Here is an 18,893-nt window from a genome sequence, read left to right on the forward strand (position 1 = left end):
CATGCTCAAAGTCGAAAACCTCCACGCCGGCTACGGCGGCGCCGAAGTCCTCAATGGCGTGAATCTCGAAGTCAAGGCCGGCGCCGTGGTGGCCCTGATCGGCGCCAACGGCGCCGGCAAGACCACCACCATGCGCGCCATTTCCGGCATGGTGAAGCCCAGCCAGGGCAGAGTCACGGTGGACGGCGAGGCCGTCGCCGGCCTGCCCGCGTCGCGCATCGCCCGCCTCGGCCTGGCCCACTCCCCCGAGGGACGCAAGGTGTTCGGTCCCCTCACCGTGGAAGACAACCTGCTGCTCGGCGCCTACCGTCGCCTGCCGCGCTTCCTCGGCTTCCGCGACAAGGCTGCCGCCGATTTGAAGAAGGTGTACGAACTCTTCCCCCGCCTGGAAGAGCGGCGCCATCAGCAGTCCGGCACCCTCTCCGGCGGCGAACAGCAAATGCTCGCCATCGGTCGCGCCCTCATGGCGCAACCCAAGGTGGTGCTGCTGGATGAGCCCTCCATGGGCCTTGCCCCGGTGATCGTGCAGGAAGTGTTCGCCATCATCCGCCGCCTCAAGGAAGCCGGCATCACCCTGCTGCTGGTGGAACAGTTCGCCAAGAGCGCCCTGGAAGTGGCCGACTACGCCTACGTGATGGAACGGGGCCGCATCGCCGTCGCGGGTACCCCGGCGGAACTGAAGCAGGACGAGCGGGTGCTGGCGGCGTATTTGGGCTAGTTGGCCAGCGCACACCGCACCAAAGACAAGGCCCGCGATTGCGGGCCTTGTCGTTTCAGAGAGGTGCGTCCTCAGCCCAGGCGAGCAATCTTCTGGCCGGCTGTGCCGAGATGGCTTTCCAAGGCGCTCAGGCAGGGACCGAAGCGGGGGCTCAGGTCAGTCACCCTGAGCCGGGCCAGGAGGTCTATCGCCAGGCCATGAGCCCGCCGCCAGGTTTCATTGTCCACCGTGCCCTGGATGACCGCCGCCGGCAGGGTATCCGCCATGCCGCCGCTGGCGCGGGGAGCGAACGCCATGGCCGTCATGTCGTAGGCCGGCGCCAGGGCGTAGGGCCGGCCCTGGTCGGTGGTGAAGGACAGGTTGCCGCCATGCATGTCGCTGTTGCCGATCAGGGTGCCGAAGGCCCACAGCAGGGCTGCATCCGCCGCCGCCTGGGGTAGGACCAACTTCTCCGCGACAAGGCGCTGGGTCGCCGAGGGCCAGTGATTGGCGCCCGAGCCGACAAACTCCGCATCCAGGGCCGTCAGACTGAAGAGGCCATGCCGACCCAGGGCGCCGCTACGGTCGAAGCGTTCCACCTCCAGGAAGCGGCGGCCAGCATGATCCACCACCCAGCTCCGGGCGGCGGCAATGCCCCCTGCGCGCAGGGTTTCCAGGGCCAGATGTTCCACCCGCAACAAATCGCGCCAGCGTTCGCTGATGGGGCTGTCCATGGCCTCGCTGAACTTGACGATGAGGTGGCGCGGGCCGTCATCGGTGTCGGCATAGGCGGTGAACTTCGGTTGTTCTCCCCCTGCCGAGGAGCCTGCCGCCTCACCCCGGGCTGCCTCATCGGCGAGGCGGGCGTAGGCCTTGCCCTTGCCTTTGCTGGGCAAGGGAGTGGGTACGGCCTGGGCCAGAAAGCGATCCCGGGCCAAGTCGCCCAATAAAAGATTGCCCACTGGGTCGTCGCCCTGTGCCAACAGGGCGCGCAGGGCATGGCTGTCGCTCCAATCCACAAGCCGCGCCGGCAGGCCCAGCGCCGCGCCATGGCGGGACGCGTAGGCCCGGCCCAGATACCCTTGGGGCCGCATGTCCAGCAACCACCAGGGCAGACCCTCGCTGTATAGGGTGCTGCCATCCACGGCGCGCATCACGAAACCTTCCGGGCGCACCGGGACGAGAAAGCCAAGCAGGCTCACCCGGCCTTCGCCGTCCACCCGGTAAACCGCTATGTTCGGCAAACCCCGGCCTTCGTCGCGCAGGGTGTACTGAATAGATCGGGAGGCGCCGATGCGAACTACCGCCTCCCCCAGGGTGGCCAAGGCGCGGGAGATCGTCGGCTGACTTAATCTAGTGGATTCAATCAGTTGCTTGGTAGTGACCGGCCCGACTGCGAGCAGGCGGCGAAGCATGTCGTCTTGGGAGGCCATGGCGGTGAATTGAAATGTGAATAGATAATTGCGGCAGCCTACAGTGGGGCGTGGGGCTTGGCAAGGGGGCGGAATAGAGGAGAATCCAGGGTATGAGAGGCTGTGCAATCTGATGGTATGACCGCACTATTCTAAGTGTCTAATCGTTTCTAACGACATGGCGCCTTTTGTTAGAGAATAAACAATAGATGCTGACTCTAAATGGAAGTAAGTAGGTTGAGGATGTGAACGCTCAGAAACGAGGAGGGGAAGTATCTGTGAATCTTGTCGTCCAGGCGACTCACGCGAAGGGGTAAAGCGCCGAGAGATTTATGTTGGCTCAATTCTCAATGAGCTGAACAGAAGAGAACCACTCTGGTAGGGAATGCGCTGAGTTCGGCTTTCTATGCGAAAGGACGAGTTCTTGCGAACAAATCGTTCAACCCAGTCTTCGTTTTTTGAAAAGAACACCGTACTCTCTGCACATCGAACAAGCAGTGTATTGATCCTTACTACTTCTTCCCGAGAGATACGGCGAATTCTTCGGCGAAATCCTTTAAAGGAGAAATCAACAGCACTCGTTCCCGCCGCAATATCTGGATGCAAGCGCATAGCTAGCCTAGGGGTAAGCGGGACGATTCTATTGATAATTCGTAAGTCAGCTGTCGGCTCGATTGCAATTGGGAAATCACTGGTAAAGAAAAGGCTATCAGTTTCATTCACCAGAATTTCCCATGCAAAATTACCAAAGGTATTAGTGTTCTGGAGTATCGAGGCGATACCGATGGCTTGTGGGTACTTGGGGTCAATTTCTACACGAACCTTGCCATTCCCCAAGAGATCAGCAAGTGACGTTGCTCCTAGGGCAGGGGGCGGAGCACTGATCTCTCCTTTGGCGTCAAGCATGCGAGTTGTTTCCTCAACTACACCTTTCAATGGCCCAGATTGGATTCGCATCCCCGCCGGTGAGCAGCTAAGAACATAGGCTATGAATCCGGCGAGAACGTAGATCGTTTGCGGCCTTATATCTGCCTCAACGACATTTTTTACTGCCTCGTTGTACCTTGGTTCTATATCTCTTAGAAAATCCTCAATTGCGCGCGGCTCAAGTAGATAGCTGTTGGTACTCCCTTTCTCGATGCGACATACAGATTGAGCATCCGGGGTGAACGCTCGCATGTCCGTTTTGCGTAGAGCGAACATCAAATTGCCAAGCAGGGGCGAATAAAAATTCTTGAGATGAACTTGCGATACGTAATGATCGAGTGGCATAGCGCTCGGGGGGGCTTAGGAGTGTCTAAACGGACTTAGAAGGCCGTATAGAGATTGAAATTGGCAAAAAACTAGGTTCATTGTTTTCAGTCATTTAGTGCCCTGCTAGCCAACACAGCATCTCCAATATATCGGAAGCACGTTGATGCTATGGCTCTGTCAATGATTATTGCCTGTGGTTGCTTCTGGCCGGATACGGCAAGTAGTTCATCTCGAATGCACTTCCTGCTTTGGCATCACCCGCAACCAAAGTATCCGCGGCCCGTTCATCTTCTTCACCACGATGTCGAACTGATCGAATTCAATGCGGTCGCCTTCCTTGGGCAGGCTGCCGAGTTTTTCCATGATCAGGCCGCCCACGGAGTCGGCGCTTTCGGTTTCCAGTTCCACACCCAGGGCCCGTTCCAGGGTGAACACCGGCAGGCTGCCCTTGCCCATGAGGCTGCCGTCTTCCAGGCGCGCCCAGTCGTTGTGGGTCTGGCGGAATTCGTCGCGGATTTCGCCCACCAGGGCACCCAGCAGGTTATCCAAGGTGAGGAAGCCCACGGGGGGAACGCCCTTGCGGCCGACCACGGCGAAGTGGGGGGCGCCGTGGCGGAACTGGCGAAACAGTTCCCGCGCCGGCAGGTCCGGATCGATGAGTTTGATGGGGGTGAGCAGGGCGGTCAGGTCGTCCTCGGCTTCGTCCCGCAGCCGGGCCAAGAGCAGGGTCTTGAGGTGGAGTACGCCGAGCACGTTGCCGTCCTGGTCCAGGTAGGGGTAGCGGCTGTAGCGGTGGCGACTGACGATGGCCAGGTTTTCTTCCATGCTGTGGGCGGCGGAGAGGAAAACGACTTCGCTGAAGGGCCGCATCAGGTCGGCTACGTTGAGTTCGCTGAAGTCCAGGGAATGGGCCAGCACGTTCCATTCGTCCTTGGTCAGGTGGCTGGAGGCGCGGCTGCTGCGCAGGATGAGCTTGAGTTCGTCGGCGGAGTAGTTGGCATCGTGGCCGTGACCATCACCGGACCCAGCCAGACCGAGCAGGCGCAACACCCGGGCGGCGCTGGTGTTGAGCACCCAGATGGCGGGGTACATGAGCCAGTAGAAGGCGTAGAGGGGCGCGGCGGTCCACAGGCCGACGGTCTCCGGCTGGCGGATGGCGAGGGATTTGGGCGCCAGTTCGCCGACGACGATGTGGAGGAAGGAGATGGTGAAGAAGGCGAAGAAGAAGGAGATGCCGTGCACCAGTTCCGGGTTGTCGATGCCGAGCAGGGTCAGCAGCGGCGAGAGCAGTTCGGCGAAGGCGGGTTCGCCGATCCAGCCCAGGCCCAGGGAGGCGAGGGTGATGCCGAGTTGGCAGGCGGAGAGGTAGGCGTCGAGTTGGCCGTGCACCTTGCGCAGGATGCGGCCGCGCAGGCCGTGGGCCTCGGCGATGGCCTTGACGCGGGTTTGGCGGAGTTTGACCAGGCCGAATTCGGCGGCCACGAAAAAACCGTTGAGGGCCACCAGCAGCAGGGCCACCAGCAGCAAGAGGGCGTTGCTTCCCATAGCAGGGGCGGAACGCCCCCGAGCCTTTCCTTGAATGGATGAAGCGCCATTGTCCAGTAAGTCGGCGGGTTTGTCCCGTGGCCGCTCATGGCCCAATGAAAAGGCCGCTGCGATGGGCAGCGGCCTGGGCAAGGGTGCGTCTGGTGTGGCGGTTTATTTTGCCAGCTTGGTACCCGGCAGCTTGCAGTCGAGCAGGGCCTTGCGCACCACGTCGATGGCCTTGTGGCGCGGGTAGCTGGCGCGCCAGATCAGACCGACGCGTCGGGTGGGGGTGGGGTCGGTGAAGGGTCGTACCCGCAGCAGGGGATCGCGGGCGGTGATGCCGTCCACCGCCGAGGCGGGCATGACGGTGACGCCGACGCCGGAGGCCACCATGTGGCGGATGGTTTCCAGGGAACTGCCCTCCAGGATGTGGGAGGACTGGCCGGCTTCGTTGTTGGCCCGGGTGCACAGGTCCAGCACTTGGTCGCGGAAACAGTTGCCGGGGCCGAGCATGAGCAGCTGGCTTTCCAGCAGGACGGCGGGATCGATGGACTTGAGCTTGGTCAGTTCGTGGCCGACGGGGAGCAGCACGCGCAATTGTTCGTCGTACACCGGCTGGGCCACCAGGCCCGGTTCTTCCACCGGCAGGGCCAGAACGGCGATGTCCAACTCGCCATTTTTCACTTTTTCCAGCAGACGGTGGGTGAAGTTTTCCTCGATGATCAGGGGCATGGTGGGTGCCCGCTCCTTGAGCAGGGGCACCAGCTTGGGCAGCAGGTAGGGACCGATGGTGTAGATGCAGCCCACCCGCAGGGGGCCGGCCAGGGGATCCTTGCCGGCGGTGGCCAGTTCGGCGACGCGGGACGCCTCGGCCAGCACCTTCTCGGCCTGGGAGACGATGCGGCCGCCGATTTCGGTGACGCGCACTTCGTTGGGGGCACGCTCGAACAGGGCGATGCCCAGTTCGTCCTCAAGTTTTTTCACGGCCACGGACAGGGTGGGCTGGGACACGGCGCACTTGTCGGCGGCGCGGCCGAAATGGCGTTCGCGGGCCAGGGCGACGATGTAGCGGAGTTCGGTGAGGGTCATGGCGCGATGCTTCCTTGATGGCGTTGCAGACTGAGGATAAAGGTAAACCGGCTGCCTTGGCCGGGTTGGCTGTCCACGCGGATTTCGCCGCCGAGCAGATCCACCAGTTTGCGACAAATGGCAAGGCCCAGGCCGGAGCCGCCGTAGCGGCGGGTGGAGGAGTCGTCGGCCTGGGTGAAGATCTGGAATATCTCGGCTTGCCGCTCGGGCGCAATGCCGATGCCGCTATCGTTGACGGAAAAGGCGATGCGTTGCGCGGAGGGGGTGGTTTCCAGCACCTTGAGGGCGACGTCCACCTGGCCGCGCTCGGTGAACTTGATGGCGTTGTCGGTGAGGTGGCCCAACAGTTGTTGCAACTTGCCCTGGTCGCCGACCAGGTCGGACGCCAGGGCGGAGTCCCAGGACAGGTTGAGGCGCAGACCCTTTTGCTTCGCCTTGGCCTGATGGCGTTCCAGCAGGTGGTCGAGCAGGGCGATGAGCTGCACGGGCTCCGCCGCGACCTTGACCATGCCCGCCTCCAGTTGCGACAGGTCCAGCACGTCGGTGATCAGTTGCAACAACTGCTCGCCGGAAAGGCGCAGCATGGCCACGTATTCCTTCTGTTCCTCGGAGAGTTCAGTGCTTTCCAGCAGGGTGCCGAAACCGAGCACGCCGTTGAGGGGGGTGCGCAGTTCGTGGCTCATGTTGGCCAGCAGGCGGCTCTTGGCGACAGAGGCGGCCTCGGCGGCGGCGCGGGCCTGTTCCAGGTCGGCGGCGTGTTCCTCGGCCTGGATGCGCAGGCGGATCGATTCGATCAGGTTCTGGTGGGACAGGGTGGCACTGCGGTCCATGGCGGTGAGGAAGACGATGGCCAGGAAGCCGTACAGCCAGACCAGACCGCTGCCCCCTTCGACAAAGCTGAAGACGCAGGGGAACAGCACGGCGGGGTAGGCGTAGCCGCGAAAGGTTTCCAGCCGGGGCGAGAGCAGGGGCACGGCGCCGGCCACCATGCCGAGGATGACCAGGCCGGTGAAGAAGCGCTGGGTTTGCTCGGCATGGTAGGAGAGGATGGCGCCGCCCAGGCCCCAGGTCAGGCCGGCGGCGATGCTGCCCCAGAGGAAGTAGCGGGTCCATTTCGCCGCGTTCGTCCGCCGCGCGGGATCCTGCCGGTAGCGCTGGGCGATGCCCCAGCGCAACAGGGCCACCAGCAAGGTGAGCAGGTGCCAGGTGATGACGGTGGGGCTGAGACCGGACATGAGCACCGTGGCGCCGGCGAGGATGGAGGCGTTGACGATGCTGACCAACTGCGAGATGCCCACATTGGCGAAGAGCAGGGCGGACTGCTGTTCTCGCACGCGATCTTCGAGGGGCAAGGGGTCGGCATGGGCGCTCATGGGCCGATTTTAGGTCCTTTCCCGGGTTTCATGCCGTCCGGGTGGCGTCCGCGTCGATGAATTTGAGGTGGCTGCCACACCCGGCCTTGCAGTCGCTGGCGCCGAACCCCGGCAGGAGCGGGATGCCGGGGGTGCGGCGGTTGAGGTCGCACTCGGCGTCGGCGTAGCGCCGTACCCCGGCCACCCGCACCCCGGGCTGGGTCAGCAGGTAGTCGATGTGCCAGTGCAGTTTCTTGTCCTGGCGCAGATGGCGGGCGATACGGGCCTGCAGATTGCGCTTGGCCGAGCCGGTGTAAATGTAGCGCCCCGCCGGGAAGCGGCAGGGGCCGAGGCTGCCGACGACCACGGTCAGCGGTCGCGTCACTTCGATCAGCAACTGGTAGGTGCGTGCTTCGCTCACGGAATGTAGGGCAGGGGAATCTGGTCGCTGCGGCTGGCACCGGCGGTCATGGCGCGGCAGGCGGCGACGAATTCGCGCAGGGCGGCGGTGTGGTACTTGTCCTTGTGCCAGACGAATTGAAAGCGGCGGTGCAGCGACAATTCCGGCGTCTTGATCGGCACCAGGCTGCCGCGGCGGAAGGCCTCGCGCAGGGACAGGCGGGACAGACAGCCGAGGCCCAGGCCCGACTCGACGGCGCGCTTGATGGCCTCGGTATGTTCCAGTTCGAGCCGTACCCGGGGTTCGAGGCCCAGTTGATGCACCGCCTGGTCGAACAGGGCGCGGGTACCGGAGCCCTGTTCGCGCAGGATCCAGGGCTCGGCCATCAGCGCTGTCAGATCGATCTTGCGCTTGCGGGCGAAGGGATGGGACGGTGGGCAGAACACCACCAGCTCGTCGTCCACCCAGGGCTCGACGTGGAGGTCCGGATGGTGGCAGGCGCCTTCCACTAGGCCGATGTCCAGACTGTAGCCGGCCACCTGCTCGATGATGGCGGCGGTGTTGTGCACCGTCAGTTGGATGCGGGCCTCGCCGTGCTTTTGCAGCAGGTCGGCCACGATCAGGGTGGCCAGGTAGTTGCCGATGGTCAGCGTCGCGCCGATGTGCAGGGGACCGAGGCCGGCCCGGCCGGAGAGAATGTCCTCCACTTCGGCGGCCCGGTCCAGCAATTCCACCACCTTGGGCAGCAATTGCTCCCCCGCCGAGTTGAGGCGCAAGGCCTTGCCGATGCGGTCGAACAGGCGGCAGTCATAGAGCCGCTCGAACTCGGCCAGGGCGGTACTGGTGGCCGACTGAGACAGAGACAGGGTTTCTGCCGCACGGGTGACGCTGCCCAGGCGGGCGACGGTGGCAAAGATCTCGGCTTGGCGCAGGCTGAATTTCATATCCGGCTTATATTCAATCAGGTGAATAATTAATTCAAGATTACCCATTTTACGGATAAACCGGGGCTTCCTACAATCGGCCTGTCATCCCTGGAGCGTGCCATGAGCAACCTCAACACCGAAACCGTCCTCAGCGTCCATCACTGGAACGACAACCTGTTCAGCTTCCGCACTACCCGCGATCCGGGCCTGCGCTTCGAGAACGGCCAGTTCGTCATGATCGGGCTGGAAGTGGCGGGCCGGCCCCTGTTGCGGGCCTACAGCATCGCCAGCGCCAACTACGCGGAGCACCTGGAGTTCTTCAGCATCAAGGTGCCCAACGGTCCGCTGACTTCCCGCCTGCAACATCTGCAACCGGGCCAGGAGATCAAGGTCAGCCGCAAGCCCACGGGCACCCTGGTGTTGCACGACCTGCGTCCCGGCAAGCACCTCTATCTGTTCGCCACCGGCACCGGCCTGGCGCCCTTCATGAGCGTGATCCAGGACCCGGAGGCCTACGAGCGTTTCGACAAGATCGTGCTGATCCATGGCGTGCGCACCGTGAGCGAGGTGGCCTACGCCGACTTCATCGAGCACGAGTTGCCGCACAACGAGTTTTTCGGTGAAGAGGTGCGCGACAAGTTGATCTATTACCCCACCGTGACCCGGGAGCCCTTCCGCCACCAGGGCCGCCTGACCGATTTGATCGAAAGCGGCAAGCTGTTCGCCGACATCGGTCTGCCGCCCCTGGATCCGGCGGTGGACCGGGTGATGATCTGCGGCAGCCCGGCCATGCTGGAGGACAGTTGCGCCCTGCTGGACAAGCGTGGCTTCCAGGTGTCACCCCGCATCGGCGTTCCCGGTGACTACGTGATCGAACGGGCCTTCGTCGAGAAGTAGGATCGGCGCTGGACCGGCCATAATGCGGGCCGGGGCCGCGCCAGGGCGCGGTCCGTTTTCAGGATTGTCCATGATCGCCCCAGCCCACGCCCTTGCCCGTTTCGCCCGTAGCTACCTGATCGCCGACGCGGCGCCCCTCTCGGCGCGGGAGCGTTGGCGTTCCGCCCTGGCCGGCCTGTTCGGCCTGCTGTTGATGCAGGCCCTGTTGACGGTGGTGCCGGTGGATGCCGAGACCCGGCGCCTGTTGGCACCGGCAGGGGCTTCCGCCGTCATTCTCTTCTGCCTGCCCCACAGCCCCCTGGGTCAGCCCTGGTCCGTTGCCGGCGGCCTGTTGCTGTCGGCCGCGGCCGGCATCGCCTGCGGCCGCTGGCTGCACCCTTCCTGGCTGGCCATTCCCTGCGCAGTGGCCATCGCCATCTGGGCCATGGCGGCGCTGCGGTGCCTGCATCCGCCGGGTGGCGCCCTGGCCATCGTGATGGCCAGTCAACACGCCGGTTGGGAGGCCATGGGCGCGGTGGCGTTCAATGTGCTGGGCCTGCTCTTGGCGGCGATGATGCTCAACAATATCGTCGGGCGCCGCCAGTATCCCCAGTGCGCGGCGCCGCAGCCGGCCAGGCCGGTATTTCGCCGCGAGGCGGAGAGTGCGCCGCCGACGGTGATCGACCACCAGGATCTGGCGGTGGCCCTGGCCCGGGTGGACAGTTATCTGGACATCACCGAGTCCGACCTGGTGACGGTGTTCGGTCATGCCGCGGAGAACGCCTTTCGCCGCCGCCATCACCAGACCTGCGGCGACCTGATGGAGCGGGAGGTGGTTTGCGTCGAGTTCGCCACCGAACTTGACACCCTGTGGCGCTTGTTCCAGGGCGAGGCGGGAGCTGCCTTGCCGGTGTTGGACCGGGCCGGGCGCATGATCGGCCTGGTCACGCTGGAAGGCCTGATGCGCCACGTGCCCGTGGGCGAGGCGCCACTGGCCGAGCGTTTGCGGCGTTTCCTGTTGCCGACGCCGGGGCCGAATTCCGCCAAGGCAGAGGTGGCGGGCCAGATCATGACCGAACGGTTCACGACGGTGCGCGAGGACGACGATCTGTCCCAGGCTGCCAGTCTGTTGCTGGCAGGGACGGGTCAGGCCGATCTGCCGGTGGTGGATGGGCGGGGCAAGTTCGTCGGCCTGCTGCGGCCACGGGATATCTTGGCGGCCCTTTATCACCGCCAGGCCCTGGAGGAAGTGCGCCTGGCCTAGTCGTGGCGGCATCCCCTTGGGCGGCCCATCCCCTTGGCCAAAAACAAAGCCCGGCATTGCCGGGCTTTGTCGTCTGGGGCGTACGTTGTTGACGTCAGATCTTGATGCCGGCGTGGGCCAGGGCGCTGGTGACGGTGCCGACGGCGGCGTCGGTCATGGGCACCAGGGGCAGGCGCAGACCGGCGGGGATCTTGCCCATCTTGTTCAATGCCCACTTGGCGGGAATGGGGTTGGGCTCGGCTAGCACGGCCCGGTGCAGGGGCAGCAGCTTGAAGTTGAGTTGCACGGCCTTGTCCACCTCGCGGGCGATGGCGGCGGCGCACATCTCATGCATCAGCTTGGGGGCGATGTTGGCGGTGATGGAGATGCAGCCCTTGCCGCCGAACAGCATCAATGCGGCGGCGGTGGGATCGTCGCCACTGTAGACGGCGAAGTCGGCGGGGGCGCGCAGCAACAGATCGGTGCCCCGGTTGATGTCGCCGGTGGCGTCCTTGATGCCGATCACGTTGGGCACGGCGGCCAGGCGGATGGCGGTGTCGTTGTGCATGTCGGCGACGGTTCGGCCGGGCACGTTGTAGAGGATCATGGGCAGTTCCACCTTCTCGGCGATGGCCTTGAAGTGGCGGTACTGACCTTCCTGGGTGGGCTTGTTGTAATAGGGCACCACGGACAGATGGGCGTCGGCGCCGGCCTTCTTGGCGAACTCGGCCAGTTCGATGGCCTCGCTGGTGGAGTTGGCGCCGGTGCCGGCAATGACGGGGATGCGGCCGGCGGCTTGTTTGACCACGGTTTCGATCAGGGCGCAGTGTTCTTCCACATTCACCGTGGGCGATTCGCCCGTGGTGCCGACGACGACGATGGCGTCGGTGCCTTCCGCGACGTGCCAATCCACCAGGTTGCGCATGGCGGCGAGGTCGAGACTACCGTCCTCGGCCATGGGGGTGACGATGGCGACGATGGAACCCTGAATCATGGTGACTCCTGAAATATGGTGATGGCGTGAGCAAAAGCGCAGTTTACCACCGCGCCCCGACCGCCTCCGGGGAAACGGAGGCGGTGGCCGAGCTTGGCGTCAGGCCAGGTAGGCGATGTTGACCGCGCCCCAGTGGCGGCCCTTGATGAATACGGGGGCGGAAATGCAGTGCATGACCTCGCCGGTGTCGCGGCGATAGGTTTGGCTGAGGTAAGGCAGGGTGTTGACGCTGGCCCGTTTCAGGGTCGCGTTGTCGCCGTAGAGGCGCTTGCTGCGACTCTTGACCATGTCCACCTTGTCGTTGCCGGTGGGGGCATCGGCGAAGCGCTTGTTGTGGGTGGGGACGTAGGCGTTGATGTCGGTGGAGATGGCGAAGACGCAGCCCGGCACCTTTTCCAGCCAGGATTCCTGCACCGGCGGGAAGATCCGGTCGGTGAGGGCGTCGTACTTGGTGTTGTATTTCTGTGGCCGGGTATTGGGGACGGGCACGTAATTGGTGTCGAACAGGTCGTCGAGGCTGATCTGGCGGCTGTCCACCGCCTGCTCAAGAATGCGCGTGATGTCCGCTGCCATGGCCACCACCGCCTGGGGCATGGAGGCGTGGATGCGCAGGGCTTCCTCGCCTGCGGCACCCAGCTTGAACACCTGGCCGATTTCGTCCAGGTTGGTGGCCAGCACGTCCAGTTGCTTGGCTTCCGCCAGGGTGTCCCGCGCACCCTGGGCGTTGCGGTCGGCCAGGGAAATGATGTCGTTGGCCTGGTCGGCGATGTGCTGGGCCTGATGACTTTGTTCCGTCATGGTCTCGGCGATGGCCCGTACCTTGGACAGGGTTTCGTCGGCGCCCCGATTGATCTCGATCAGAGCCTCCGCCGCCTGCTCGGTCAGCACCGCGCCGTGGCGGGCCTGGACCGATCCCTCGCGGATGGTGGAAATGGCGCTCTTGGTCTCGCTCTGGATCGAGGAAATCATGCCGCCGATTTCCGCCGTGGCGGCAGTGGTGCGTTCCGCCAGCTTGCGTACTTCGTCGGCGACGACGGCGAAACCCCGGCCTTGTTCCCCGGCCCGGGCGGCTTCGATGGCGGCGTTCAGGGCCAGCAGGTTGGTCTGGTCGGCGATCTCGCGGATGGTCTGGACGATGGCGGAAATGGCTTCCGAGCGTTCGCCCAGGGCGGACACCACGCTGGCGGAGTTTTCCACCAGCTCGGCCAGGCGGCGGATCTCGGCGGAGGCCTGCTGGACGATCTCGGCGCCGCGGGAGGAATGGACCCGCGCGGCCTCGGCGATATTGGCGGTTTCCTCGGTGTTGACCGCCACCTCGGAAACGCCGTCGGCCATGCTGGTTGCCGCCGTGGCGGCGGCGCTGGCGGCGGAGTTCTGTTGCTCGGAACCGGAGACGGTGACCTGGGCTTCCTCGATGAGTTTTTTCGCCACCGAATCCACTTGGTGGGAGTTGAAGATCACCCGGCCGATGATGCCTTGCAGGGCGAACATCAGTTTGTTGTATTCCTCCGCCACTGGCGCCAGGGGGCCCTCCAGGGGCGCGCGGCGGGTCAGGTCGCCGTCGGCGTAGGTGGCGCTGATGGTCTGGCGCAGACGGTCACCGGGGCCCACCAGGGTCAGCTTGTATTGGGCGCGCACCGCCAATCCCACCAACACGGCCAGCAGCGCCGCGCCGCCCCAGGCCTCGGGTCCGAGCCCGGCACCGGCTAGGCGGCACAGCAGAATGGCGCCTCCCCCGGCCAACAGGCCCAGGGTGAGGGGTGACAGGAGCCATCGCAATAAGGATGCGTCTCCTCTGGGTGGGGTGCTCATTGAATTGTCTCCTCGTGTATTTGTTTCTGACCTGCATTTGTCATGCTATGACTATCGTCTGGTCTTATATAAGTCATGATATTAGCAGCGTCCCAGCGAGCCCGCTGACTGTTTCTATAGCACGGCAACGGTGGTGTGGGCTTCTGTCCCAGGATTGGTGCGGCGCAGCGTGTCGCTGCCGACCGTCACCAGGGCATTTGCCGGGGGAGCGGCGGACGATATCCGTCCTGGCGCTGCTGTGCGGCAAATGGAAATAGGGGAGGGGGGCGGAAATGAAAACGGCCCTCCCGAGGGAGAGCCGTTTGGATTTTGGTGGGCTGTGAGTGATTCGAACACTCGACCTACGGATTAAGAGTCCGCTGCTCTACCAACTGAGCTAACAGCCCAAAAGCGAAGGCGCACATTATAGCTGAAACTTGCGCCAATTTCCTGACTTGGTGGGTCGGGCGAGACTCGAACTCGCGACCAACGGATTAAAAGTCCGCTGCTCTACCGACTGAGCTACCGACCCCCAGAAAAAGGAGGGCGGATTATAGGTAGCCCCCCTAACCCTGTCAAACGCACGGGCAATGAGGCCAACCGGGGTGGGGCGGCAGAGTGGAAACGGGCTGGGAAGGGCGATTGGAGCGGGTGAAGGGAATCGAACCCTCGTATGAAGCTTGGGAAGCTTCCGTTCTACCATTGAACTACACCCGCAATCGAGGCACGGATTCTATGCGTAACCGGACGCGGAAGGAAGTGCGGCGCCGTGCAGTCATGGATTTCCTGGCAATGTGACGCATGCGGGGTCGCCAAAAAATCCACCAGGCATTAATCTTGGATAACTTTCGTTATATATCCTAAGCTTGGTCCATGGTGTCGCCGTTTGCGGCTGCCGTGGTGGGCTTTTTGCCGGGGTTCTTCATGTTGCGAACAATCGGGGCGGCCAGGGCCGTCCTTCTGGCCGGCGGGCATTGCGCGCGGCTGGTCGTCATGGCCATGCTGGGTATTTGCCTTTCGGCCCAGGCCGACGAGGGCGGGCACTTGGAGCGGATTCGCGTCAGCCGGGAAGTGCGGGTCTGCATCTGGCCTGATTACTATAGTGTTTCCTATCGCAATCCCCGCAGCGGCGTGGTGTCGGGCATCGATGCGGACCTGGCCAGGGAACTGGCCCGGGACCTGGGGGTAGCGGTGAGGTTCGTGGATTCCTCCTTCGCCAAGCTGGCGGATGACCTCGGTCAGGACCGCTGCGACGTGGCCATGTTCGCCATCGGCATCACCCCGGCCCGGGCGGAGAAGCTGCGGTTTACCCGGCCCCATTTGCGCAGCGATGTGTACGCCGTGGCCAGCCGCGGCAATAACCGCATTCGGGAATGGGGGGATATTGACCGCAAGGGGAACGTGGTCGCGGTCACCAAGGGTACTTTGCACGAAGCCTTGATGCGGGAACGCCTGAAGCACGCCAGCCTGCTGGTGGTGGATTCCCATTTCGCCCGGGAGCAGGAGGTGGAGGCTGGCCGCGCCGACGTGTTCATGACCGACTATCCCTACAGCCTGCGCATGCTGGAACTGACGGACTGGGCACGCCTGATTTCCCCGCCGGCGTCCTATCACGTGACGCCTTACGCCTGGGCCGTCCAGCCCGGAGACGATCGCTGGTACGCCCGGGTCGAATATTTCATGAGCAGCGTCAAGAAGGATGGCCGCTTGCTGACGGCGGCCCGGCGCCATCGGCTGGACCCGCTGGTGGTGCCGGACTGAGGGCCCAGCAAACGGGCGTGGGAGGGATGGCGTCGCGCCTGATAAAATCGCCGCCATGATTTTCCTCCGCGTCAACGGCGAAACCCGCCCATTCGTCGCTCCCCTGACGGTCGCCGATTTGCTCAGCCAGTTGTCCCTGGTCGGCAAGCGCGTTGCCGTGGAGCGCAACGGCGAGATCGTGCCCAAGTCCCAGCATGCCGCCACCTCGCTGCACGACGGCGATCGGCTGGAGATCGTGGTGGCCGTGGGCGGCGGTTGACGCCGGACCGATTCCCGTCCGGCCGGATGCCGGACCCCCTTTTTGTTGACAGAACCAAGCCATGAGCCAGGACACCCTCACCATTGCCGGCCAGACCTACGCTTCCCGCCTTTTGGTGGGCACCGGCAAATACAAGGATTTCACCCAGACCCGGGAGGCCGTGATCGCCTCCGGCGCCAGCATCGTCACCGTCGCCATTCGCCGCACCAACATCGGCCAGGAACCGGGTCAGCCTTCCCTGCTCGACGCCCTGCCGCCCAGCGAGTTCACCTACCTGCCCAACACCGCCGGCTGCTATAGCGCCGAGGAAGCGGTGCGCACCCTGCGCCTGGCGCGGGAACTGTTGGACGGCCACGATCTGGTGAAGCTGGAGGTGCTGGGCGACAGCCATACCCTGTTCCCCAACATGCCGGAAACCCTGAAGGCCGCCGAGATTCTGGTCAAGGACGGTTTCAAGGTCATGGTCTATTGCGCCGACGACCCGATCCAGGCGCGCATGCTGGAAGACCTGGGTTGCGTCGCCGTGATGCCCCTGGCCAGCCTGATCGGTTCTGGCATGGGCATTCTCAATCCGTGGAACCTCAAGCTGATCATCGACCAGGCCAAGGTGCCGGTGTTGGTGGACGCCGGCGTGGGCACTGCCTCCGACGCCGCCATCGCCATGGAATTGGGCTGCGACGGTGTGCTGATGAATACCGCCATCGCCCTGGCCCAGGACCCGGTGCTGATGGCCGGTGCCATGAAGAAGGCCGTGGAAGCCGGACGGGAGGCTTATCTGGCGGGCCGCATGGCGAAGAAGTATTACACCGCCTCCCCCAGCTCCCCCACCGGCGGGCTGATCGGTTCGTGAGGGGGCGGGCGCTTTCCCTGCTCCTGCTTTGCCTGGCCGCACCGGCCTTGGCCAGGGAGTTGCCGCCCCGGCCGGTAGTCCGCGATGAGACGTCGGGTCAGCCCAGCGGCTACGTTTTTGCCAATCCCCAATTACTGGCCCAGCAACTGGTGTGGGGCATCTTCCATGGCGTGCGGCTGCTGGGCCTGGCCTGCCAGGAACGGGGCGACACGACCGCAGCGGAGGCCTACGTGGCGTGGCTGGAGCGGCAGCAGGCACGCATCCACGCCGCCGAGCGGGATCTGGCCCGCCACTACTTCAAGCGCGAGCGGGCATCCGCCGAGGCCATCTCGGCGGCCCTGTTGCTGAAGCCGACCCTGGACACGCCGCCCGAACTGCTGGCGGCGGCCTGCGCATCCCTGCCCCGGGCCTTGCAGCAGGAACGCTACGACCTGGAAAAGTTTTACGCCGCCCGTCGGGCCGCCATAGAAAAAGGCGACCCGGACTTCCCCGGCGCCATTTGGGTGGAGCCCGCCGACGCAATCGCGACGCCCGCCGAAGCGGAATCCGCGTCCACCGCAAGCGGGGCCACGCCGGACAACGAAGGACAACCATGACCGACCACGACAAGCAGGCGCCCGACGCCGACACGAGCCCGGCCAGCGAGCCGCCCCACCGCCCGATCCGCAGCTTCGTCCTGCGCCAGAGCCGGGTTTCCGAGGCCCAGCGGCGTTTTTACGACGCCGAGATGCCCAAGTGGGGTCTGCCCCATCGCCCGCAATTGCTCGACCTGCCCACCGTGTTCGGTCGCAACGCCCCGGTCTTCATGGAAATCGGTTGCGGCATGGGCGAGACCACGGCCGCCATCGCCGCCGCCCATCCCCAGCACGACTACATCGGCATCGAGGTGCACACCCCGGGCGTCGGCGCCCTGCTCAAGGAAATCGCCACCCGCAACCTCACCAATCAACGGGTGGTGCAGCACGATGCCGTGGAGGTGGTGCGGGACATGATTCCCCTGGATAGCCTGGCGGGCATCCATGTCTTTTTCCCCGATCCCTGGCACAAGAAGCGCCACAACAAACGGCGCCTGCTCCAGGGGCCCTTCGTGCACGAGCTGGCCCGGCGCCTGGCACCCGGTGGCTATCTTCACTGTGCCACGGACTGGGAGGACTACGCCCAGCAGATGCTGGCGGTGCTGGGAGCGGAGCCCCTGTTGGCAAACACCGCGGCGGATTACGCGCCCCGGCCCGACTATCGTCCCTTGACCAAGTTCGAGCAGCGCGGCGTCCGTCTCGGTCACGGGGTGTGGGACCTGGTTTTCCGCCGCCGGCCATGAACCGGACGACTATGCGAGAATGCCGCCCGATTCGGCGTTCCGAGGCGGGTTTCCGGGACGTCGTCCCTTCCTTTTCCCATTCTGTTGAGCCATGAAAATTCTCGTCACCGGCGCCGCCGGCTTCATCGGCATGCACGTCTGCGAGCGCCTGCTGGCCAGGGGCGACCTGGTGGTCGGCGTGGACAACCTGAACGACTATTACGACGTGGCCCTGAAGGAAGCCCGCCTGGACCGCCTGCGTCCGGCACCGGGCTTCGCCTTCCATCGACTCGACATCGCCGACCGGGCCGGCATGGCCGACCTGTTCGCCCAGGAGCGGCCCGAGCGGGTGATCCATCTGGCGGCCCAGGCCGGCGTGCGCTATTCCCTGAAGAATCCCCACGCCTACGCCGACAGCAACCTGATCGGATTCGTGAACGTGCTGGAAGGTTGCCGCCACAACGGCGTGGCCCACCTGGTCTATGCCAGCAGTTCCAGCGTCTATGGCGGCAACACCAAGCTGCCCTTTTCCGAACACGACAGCGTCGACCATCCCGTCAGCCTGTATGCCGCCACCAAGAAGGCCAACGAGCTGATGGCCCACACCTACAGCCATCTCTACGGCCTGCCCACCACGGGCTTGCGCTTCTTCACGGTGTACGGACCCTGGGGCAGGCCCGACATGGCCTACTGGAAGTTCACCGAGGCCATCCTTGCCGGCCGCGCCATCGACATCTACAACCACGGCAAGATGCAGCGGGACTTCACCTATATCGACGACATCGTCGAGGGCGTGTTGCGTGTGGTGGACCAACTGCCGGAGGCCGATCCCACCTTCGATAGCAGCGCACCCGATCCGGCCCGCAGCAACGTGCCCTATCGCCTGTTCAACATCGGTAATCACCAGCCGGTGGATCTGATGGTGTTCATCAACACCATGGAGCAGGCCCTGGGCAAGGCGGCCGAGAAGAACTACCTGCCCTTGCAGGACGGCGATGTGCCCGCCACCTGCGCCGACACCCGTCTGCTTGAAGCCGCGGTCGGCTTTGCGCCCAGCACGGACGTGGGGACCGGGGTGGCCCGCTTCGTCGCCTGGTACCGCCAGTACTTCGCTGTTTGAGCCGCCTTGGCGGGCTGCTTGCCCGCCAAGGTTGTTGGCTTTCCC

At 64.3% G+C, this 18,893-nt stretch carries 18 protein-coding genes and 3 tRNA genes; 9 read left to right on the top strand and 12 right to left on the bottom strand.

What is annotated here, in order from left to right:
- Window position 1 precedes the first annotated feature (1 nt).
- Window positions 2–718, top strand: a complete 717-nt coding sequence (locus ACYQ2U_RS00420) for an ABC transporter ATP-binding protein (protein ID WP_459948361.1) — start codon at window positions 2–4, stop codon at window positions 716–718.
- Window positions 719–789: 71 nt separating this feature from the next.
- On the opposite strand, the gene yjjJ is transcribed toward ACYQ2U_RS00420, so the two are convergent.
- The 7 genes from yjjJ to ACYQ2U_RS00455 all read right to left on the bottom strand — a co-directional run bounded on the left by yjjJ (window position 790) and on the right by ACYQ2U_RS00455 (window position 8,675).
- Window positions 790–2,130, bottom strand: coding sequence for a type II toxin-antitoxin system HipA family toxin YjjJ (gene yjjJ / locus ACYQ2U_RS00425; RefSeq protein ID WP_459948362.1), 1,341 nt, complete (start codon window positions 2,128–2,130; stop codon window positions 790–792).
- Between the two features lie 309 nt (window positions 2,131–2,439).
- Window positions 2,440–3,381, bottom strand: coding sequence for a DUF4238 domain-containing protein (locus ACYQ2U_RS00430; RefSeq protein WP_459948363.1), 942 nt, complete (start codon window positions 3,379–3,381; stop codon window positions 2,440–2,442).
- A 207-nt stretch (window positions 3,382–3,588) separates the two neighbouring features.
- The gene (locus ACYQ2U_RS00435; protein ID WP_459948364.1) at window positions 3,589–4,908 is read right to left on the bottom strand and encodes a hemolysin family protein; all 1,320 of its coding nucleotides are present in this window, start codon (window positions 4,906–4,908) and stop codon (window positions 3,589–3,591) included.
- A gap of 153 nt (window positions 4,909–5,061) precedes the next feature.
- Window positions 5,062–5,979, bottom strand: coding sequence for a LysR substrate-binding domain-containing protein (locus ACYQ2U_RS00440; RefSeq protein ID WP_459948365.1), 918 nt, complete (start codon window positions 5,977–5,979; stop codon window positions 5,062–5,064).
- Window positions 5,976–7,352, bottom strand: a complete 1,377-nt coding sequence (locus ACYQ2U_RS00445; protein ID WP_459948366.1) for a sensor histidine kinase — start codon at window positions 7,350–7,352, stop codon at window positions 5,976–5,978. The genes ACYQ2U_RS00440 and ACYQ2U_RS00445 overlap by 4 nt, the downstream gene beginning before the upstream one ends.
- A gap of 28 nt (window positions 7,353–7,380) precedes the next feature.
- Window positions 7,381–7,752, bottom strand: coding sequence for a GIY-YIG nuclease family protein (locus ACYQ2U_RS00450; RefSeq protein WP_459948367.1), 372 nt, complete (start codon window positions 7,750–7,752; stop codon window positions 7,381–7,383).
- Entirely contained in the window at window positions 7,749–8,675 is a 927-nt protein-coding gene (locus ACYQ2U_RS00455; protein WP_459948368.1) for a LysR substrate-binding domain-containing protein, read from the bottom strand. The genes ACYQ2U_RS00450 and ACYQ2U_RS00455 overlap by 4 nt, the downstream gene beginning before the upstream one ends.
- A gap of 102 nt (window positions 8,676–8,777) precedes the next feature.
- Here ACYQ2U_RS00455 and ACYQ2U_RS00460 point away from each other — a divergent pair, with 102 nt between their 5' ends.
- Window positions 8,778–9,554, top strand: a complete 777-nt coding sequence (locus tag ACYQ2U_RS00460) for a ferredoxin--NADP reductase (protein ID WP_459948369.1) — start codon at window positions 8,778–8,780, stop codon at window positions 9,552–9,554.
- Between the two features lie 70 nt (window positions 9,555–9,624).
- Complete coding sequence (locus ACYQ2U_RS00465) at window positions 9,625–10,797, top strand: HPP family protein (RefSeq protein WP_459948370.1); 1,173 nt, start codon at window positions 9,625–9,627, stop codon at window positions 10,795–10,797.
- A 94-nt stretch (window positions 10,798–10,891) separates the two neighbouring features.
- Here the strand turns inward: ACYQ2U_RS00465 and dapA are convergent, their stop codons facing one another.
- The 5 genes from dapA to ACYQ2U_RS00490 form a co-directional block, all read right to left on the bottom strand.
- Window positions 10,892–11,770, bottom strand: a complete 879-nt coding sequence (gene dapA, locus ACYQ2U_RS00470) for a 4-hydroxy-tetrahydrodipicolinate synthase (RefSeq protein ID WP_459948371.1) — start codon at window positions 11,768–11,770, stop codon at window positions 10,892–10,894.
- Between the two features lie 99 nt (window positions 11,771–11,869).
- Window positions 11,870–13,549 carry a methyl-accepting chemotaxis protein gene (locus ACYQ2U_RS00475; RefSeq protein ID WP_459948372.1) on the bottom strand — a complete coding sequence of 560 codons (1,680 nt, stop codon included), beginning with the start codon at window positions 13,547–13,549 and terminating at the stop codon, window positions 11,870–11,872.
- Between the two features lie 343 nt (window positions 13,550–13,892).
- Window positions 13,893–13,968, bottom strand: a tRNA-Lys gene (locus tag ACYQ2U_RS00480).
- Window positions 13,969–14,017: 49 nt separating this feature from the next.
- Window positions 14,018–14,093, bottom strand: a tRNA-Lys gene (locus tag ACYQ2U_RS00485).
- Between the two features lie 111 nt (window positions 14,094–14,204).
- A tRNA-Gly gene (locus ACYQ2U_RS00490) sits at window positions 14,205–14,278 on the bottom strand.
- Between the two features lie 207 nt (window positions 14,279–14,485).
- Between ACYQ2U_RS00490 and ACYQ2U_RS00495 the strand changes: the two genes are divergently transcribed.
- From ACYQ2U_RS00495 to ACYQ2U_RS00520, 6 genes are all read left to right on the top strand, one after another.
- Complete coding sequence (locus ACYQ2U_RS00495; RefSeq protein ID WP_459948373.1) at window positions 14,486–15,322, top strand: ABC transporter substrate-binding protein; 837 nt, start codon at window positions 14,486–14,488, stop codon at window positions 15,320–15,322.
- Between the two features lie 55 nt (window positions 15,323–15,377).
- Window positions 15,378–15,581, top strand: coding sequence for a sulfur carrier protein ThiS (thiS, locus tag ACYQ2U_RS00500; protein ID WP_459948374.1), 204 nt, complete (start codon window positions 15,378–15,380; stop codon window positions 15,579–15,581).
- A gap of 61 nt (window positions 15,582–15,642) precedes the next feature.
- The gene (locus ACYQ2U_RS00505) at window positions 15,643–16,431 is read left to right on the top strand and encodes a thiazole synthase (RefSeq protein WP_459948375.1); all 789 of its coding nucleotides are present in this window, start codon (window positions 15,643–15,645) and stop codon (window positions 16,429–16,431) included.
- Window positions 16,428–17,027, top strand: coding sequence for a hypothetical protein (locus tag ACYQ2U_RS00510; protein WP_459948376.1), 600 nt, complete (start codon window positions 16,428–16,430; stop codon window positions 17,025–17,027). The genes ACYQ2U_RS00505 and ACYQ2U_RS00510 overlap by 4 nt, the downstream gene beginning before the upstream one ends.
- Window positions 17,024–17,749: a tRNA (guanosine(46)-N7)-methyltransferase TrmB gene (gene trmB, locus ACYQ2U_RS00515; protein ID WP_459948377.1), complete on the top strand. Its 726-nt coding sequence runs from the start codon at window positions 17,024–17,026 to the stop codon at window positions 17,747–17,749. The genes ACYQ2U_RS00510 and trmB overlap by 4 nt, the downstream gene beginning before the upstream one ends.
- Before the next feature lie 91 nt (window positions 17,750–17,840).
- Entirely contained in the window at window positions 17,841–18,848 is a 1,008-nt protein-coding gene (locus ACYQ2U_RS00520; protein ID WP_459948378.1) for an NAD-dependent epimerase, read from the top strand.
- The last annotated feature ends 45 nt before the right edge of the window (window positions 18,849–18,893 follow it).

It is taken from the genome of Denitratisoma sp. agr-D3 (assembly GCF_054658675.1).

What these genes read in the sequence shown, in the direction of transcription:
- ACYQ2U_RS00420 (WP_459948361.1), top strand. Translation starts at nt 2, where the DNA reads ATGCTCAAAGTCGAAAACCTCCACGCCGGCTACGGCGGCGCCGAAGTC.
- yjjJ (WP_459948362.1), bottom strand. Translation starts at nt 2,130, where the DNA reads ATGGCCTCCCAAGACGACATGCTTCGCCGCCTGCTCGCAGTCGGGCCG.
- ACYQ2U_RS00430 (WP_459948363.1), bottom strand. Translation starts at nt 3,381, where the DNA reads ATGCCACTCGATCATTACGTATCGCAAGTTCATCTCAAGAATTTTTAT.
- ACYQ2U_RS00435 (WP_459948364.1), bottom strand. Translation starts at nt 4,908, where the DNA reads ATGGGAAGCAACGCCCTCTTGCTGCTGGTGGCCCTGCTGCTGGTGGCC.
- ACYQ2U_RS00440 (WP_459948365.1), bottom strand. Translation starts at nt 5,979, where the DNA reads ATGACCCTCACCGAACTCCGCTACATCGTCGCCCTGGCCCGCGAACGC.
- ACYQ2U_RS00445 (WP_459948366.1), bottom strand. Translation starts at nt 7,352, where the DNA reads ATGAGCGCCCATGCCGACCCCTTGCCCCTCGAAGATCGCGTGCGAGAA.
- ACYQ2U_RS00455 (WP_459948368.1), bottom strand. Translation starts at nt 8,675, where the DNA reads ATGAAATTCAGCCTGCGCCAAGCCGAGATCTTTGCCACCGTCGCCCGC.
- ACYQ2U_RS00460 (WP_459948369.1), top strand. Translation starts at nt 8,778, where the DNA reads ATGAGCAACCTCAACACCGAAACCGTCCTCAGCGTCCATCACTGGAAC.
- ACYQ2U_RS00465 (WP_459948370.1), top strand. Translation starts at nt 9,625, where the DNA reads ATGATCGCCCCAGCCCACGCCCTTGCCCGTTTCGCCCGTAGCTACCTG.
- dapA (WP_459948371.1), bottom strand. Translation starts at nt 11,770, where the DNA reads ATGATTCAGGGTTCCATCGTCGCCATCGTCACCCCCATGGCCGAGGAC.
- ACYQ2U_RS00495 (WP_459948373.1), top strand. Translation starts at nt 14,486, where the DNA reads ATGTTGCGAACAATCGGGGCGGCCAGGGCCGTCCTTCTGGCCGGCGGG.
- thiS (WP_459948374.1), top strand. Translation starts at nt 15,378, where the DNA reads ATGATTTTCCTCCGCGTCAACGGCGAAACCCGCCCATTCGTCGCTCCC.
- ACYQ2U_RS00505 (WP_459948375.1), top strand. Translation starts at nt 15,643, where the DNA reads ATGAGCCAGGACACCCTCACCATTGCCGGCCAGACCTACGCTTCCCGC.
- trmB (WP_459948377.1), top strand. Translation starts at nt 17,024, where the DNA reads ATGACCGACCACGACAAGCAGGCGCCCGACGCCGACACGAGCCCGGCC.
- ACYQ2U_RS00520 (WP_459948378.1), top strand. Translation starts at nt 17,841, where the DNA reads ATGAAAATTCTCGTCACCGGCGCCGCCGGCTTCATCGGCATGCACGTC.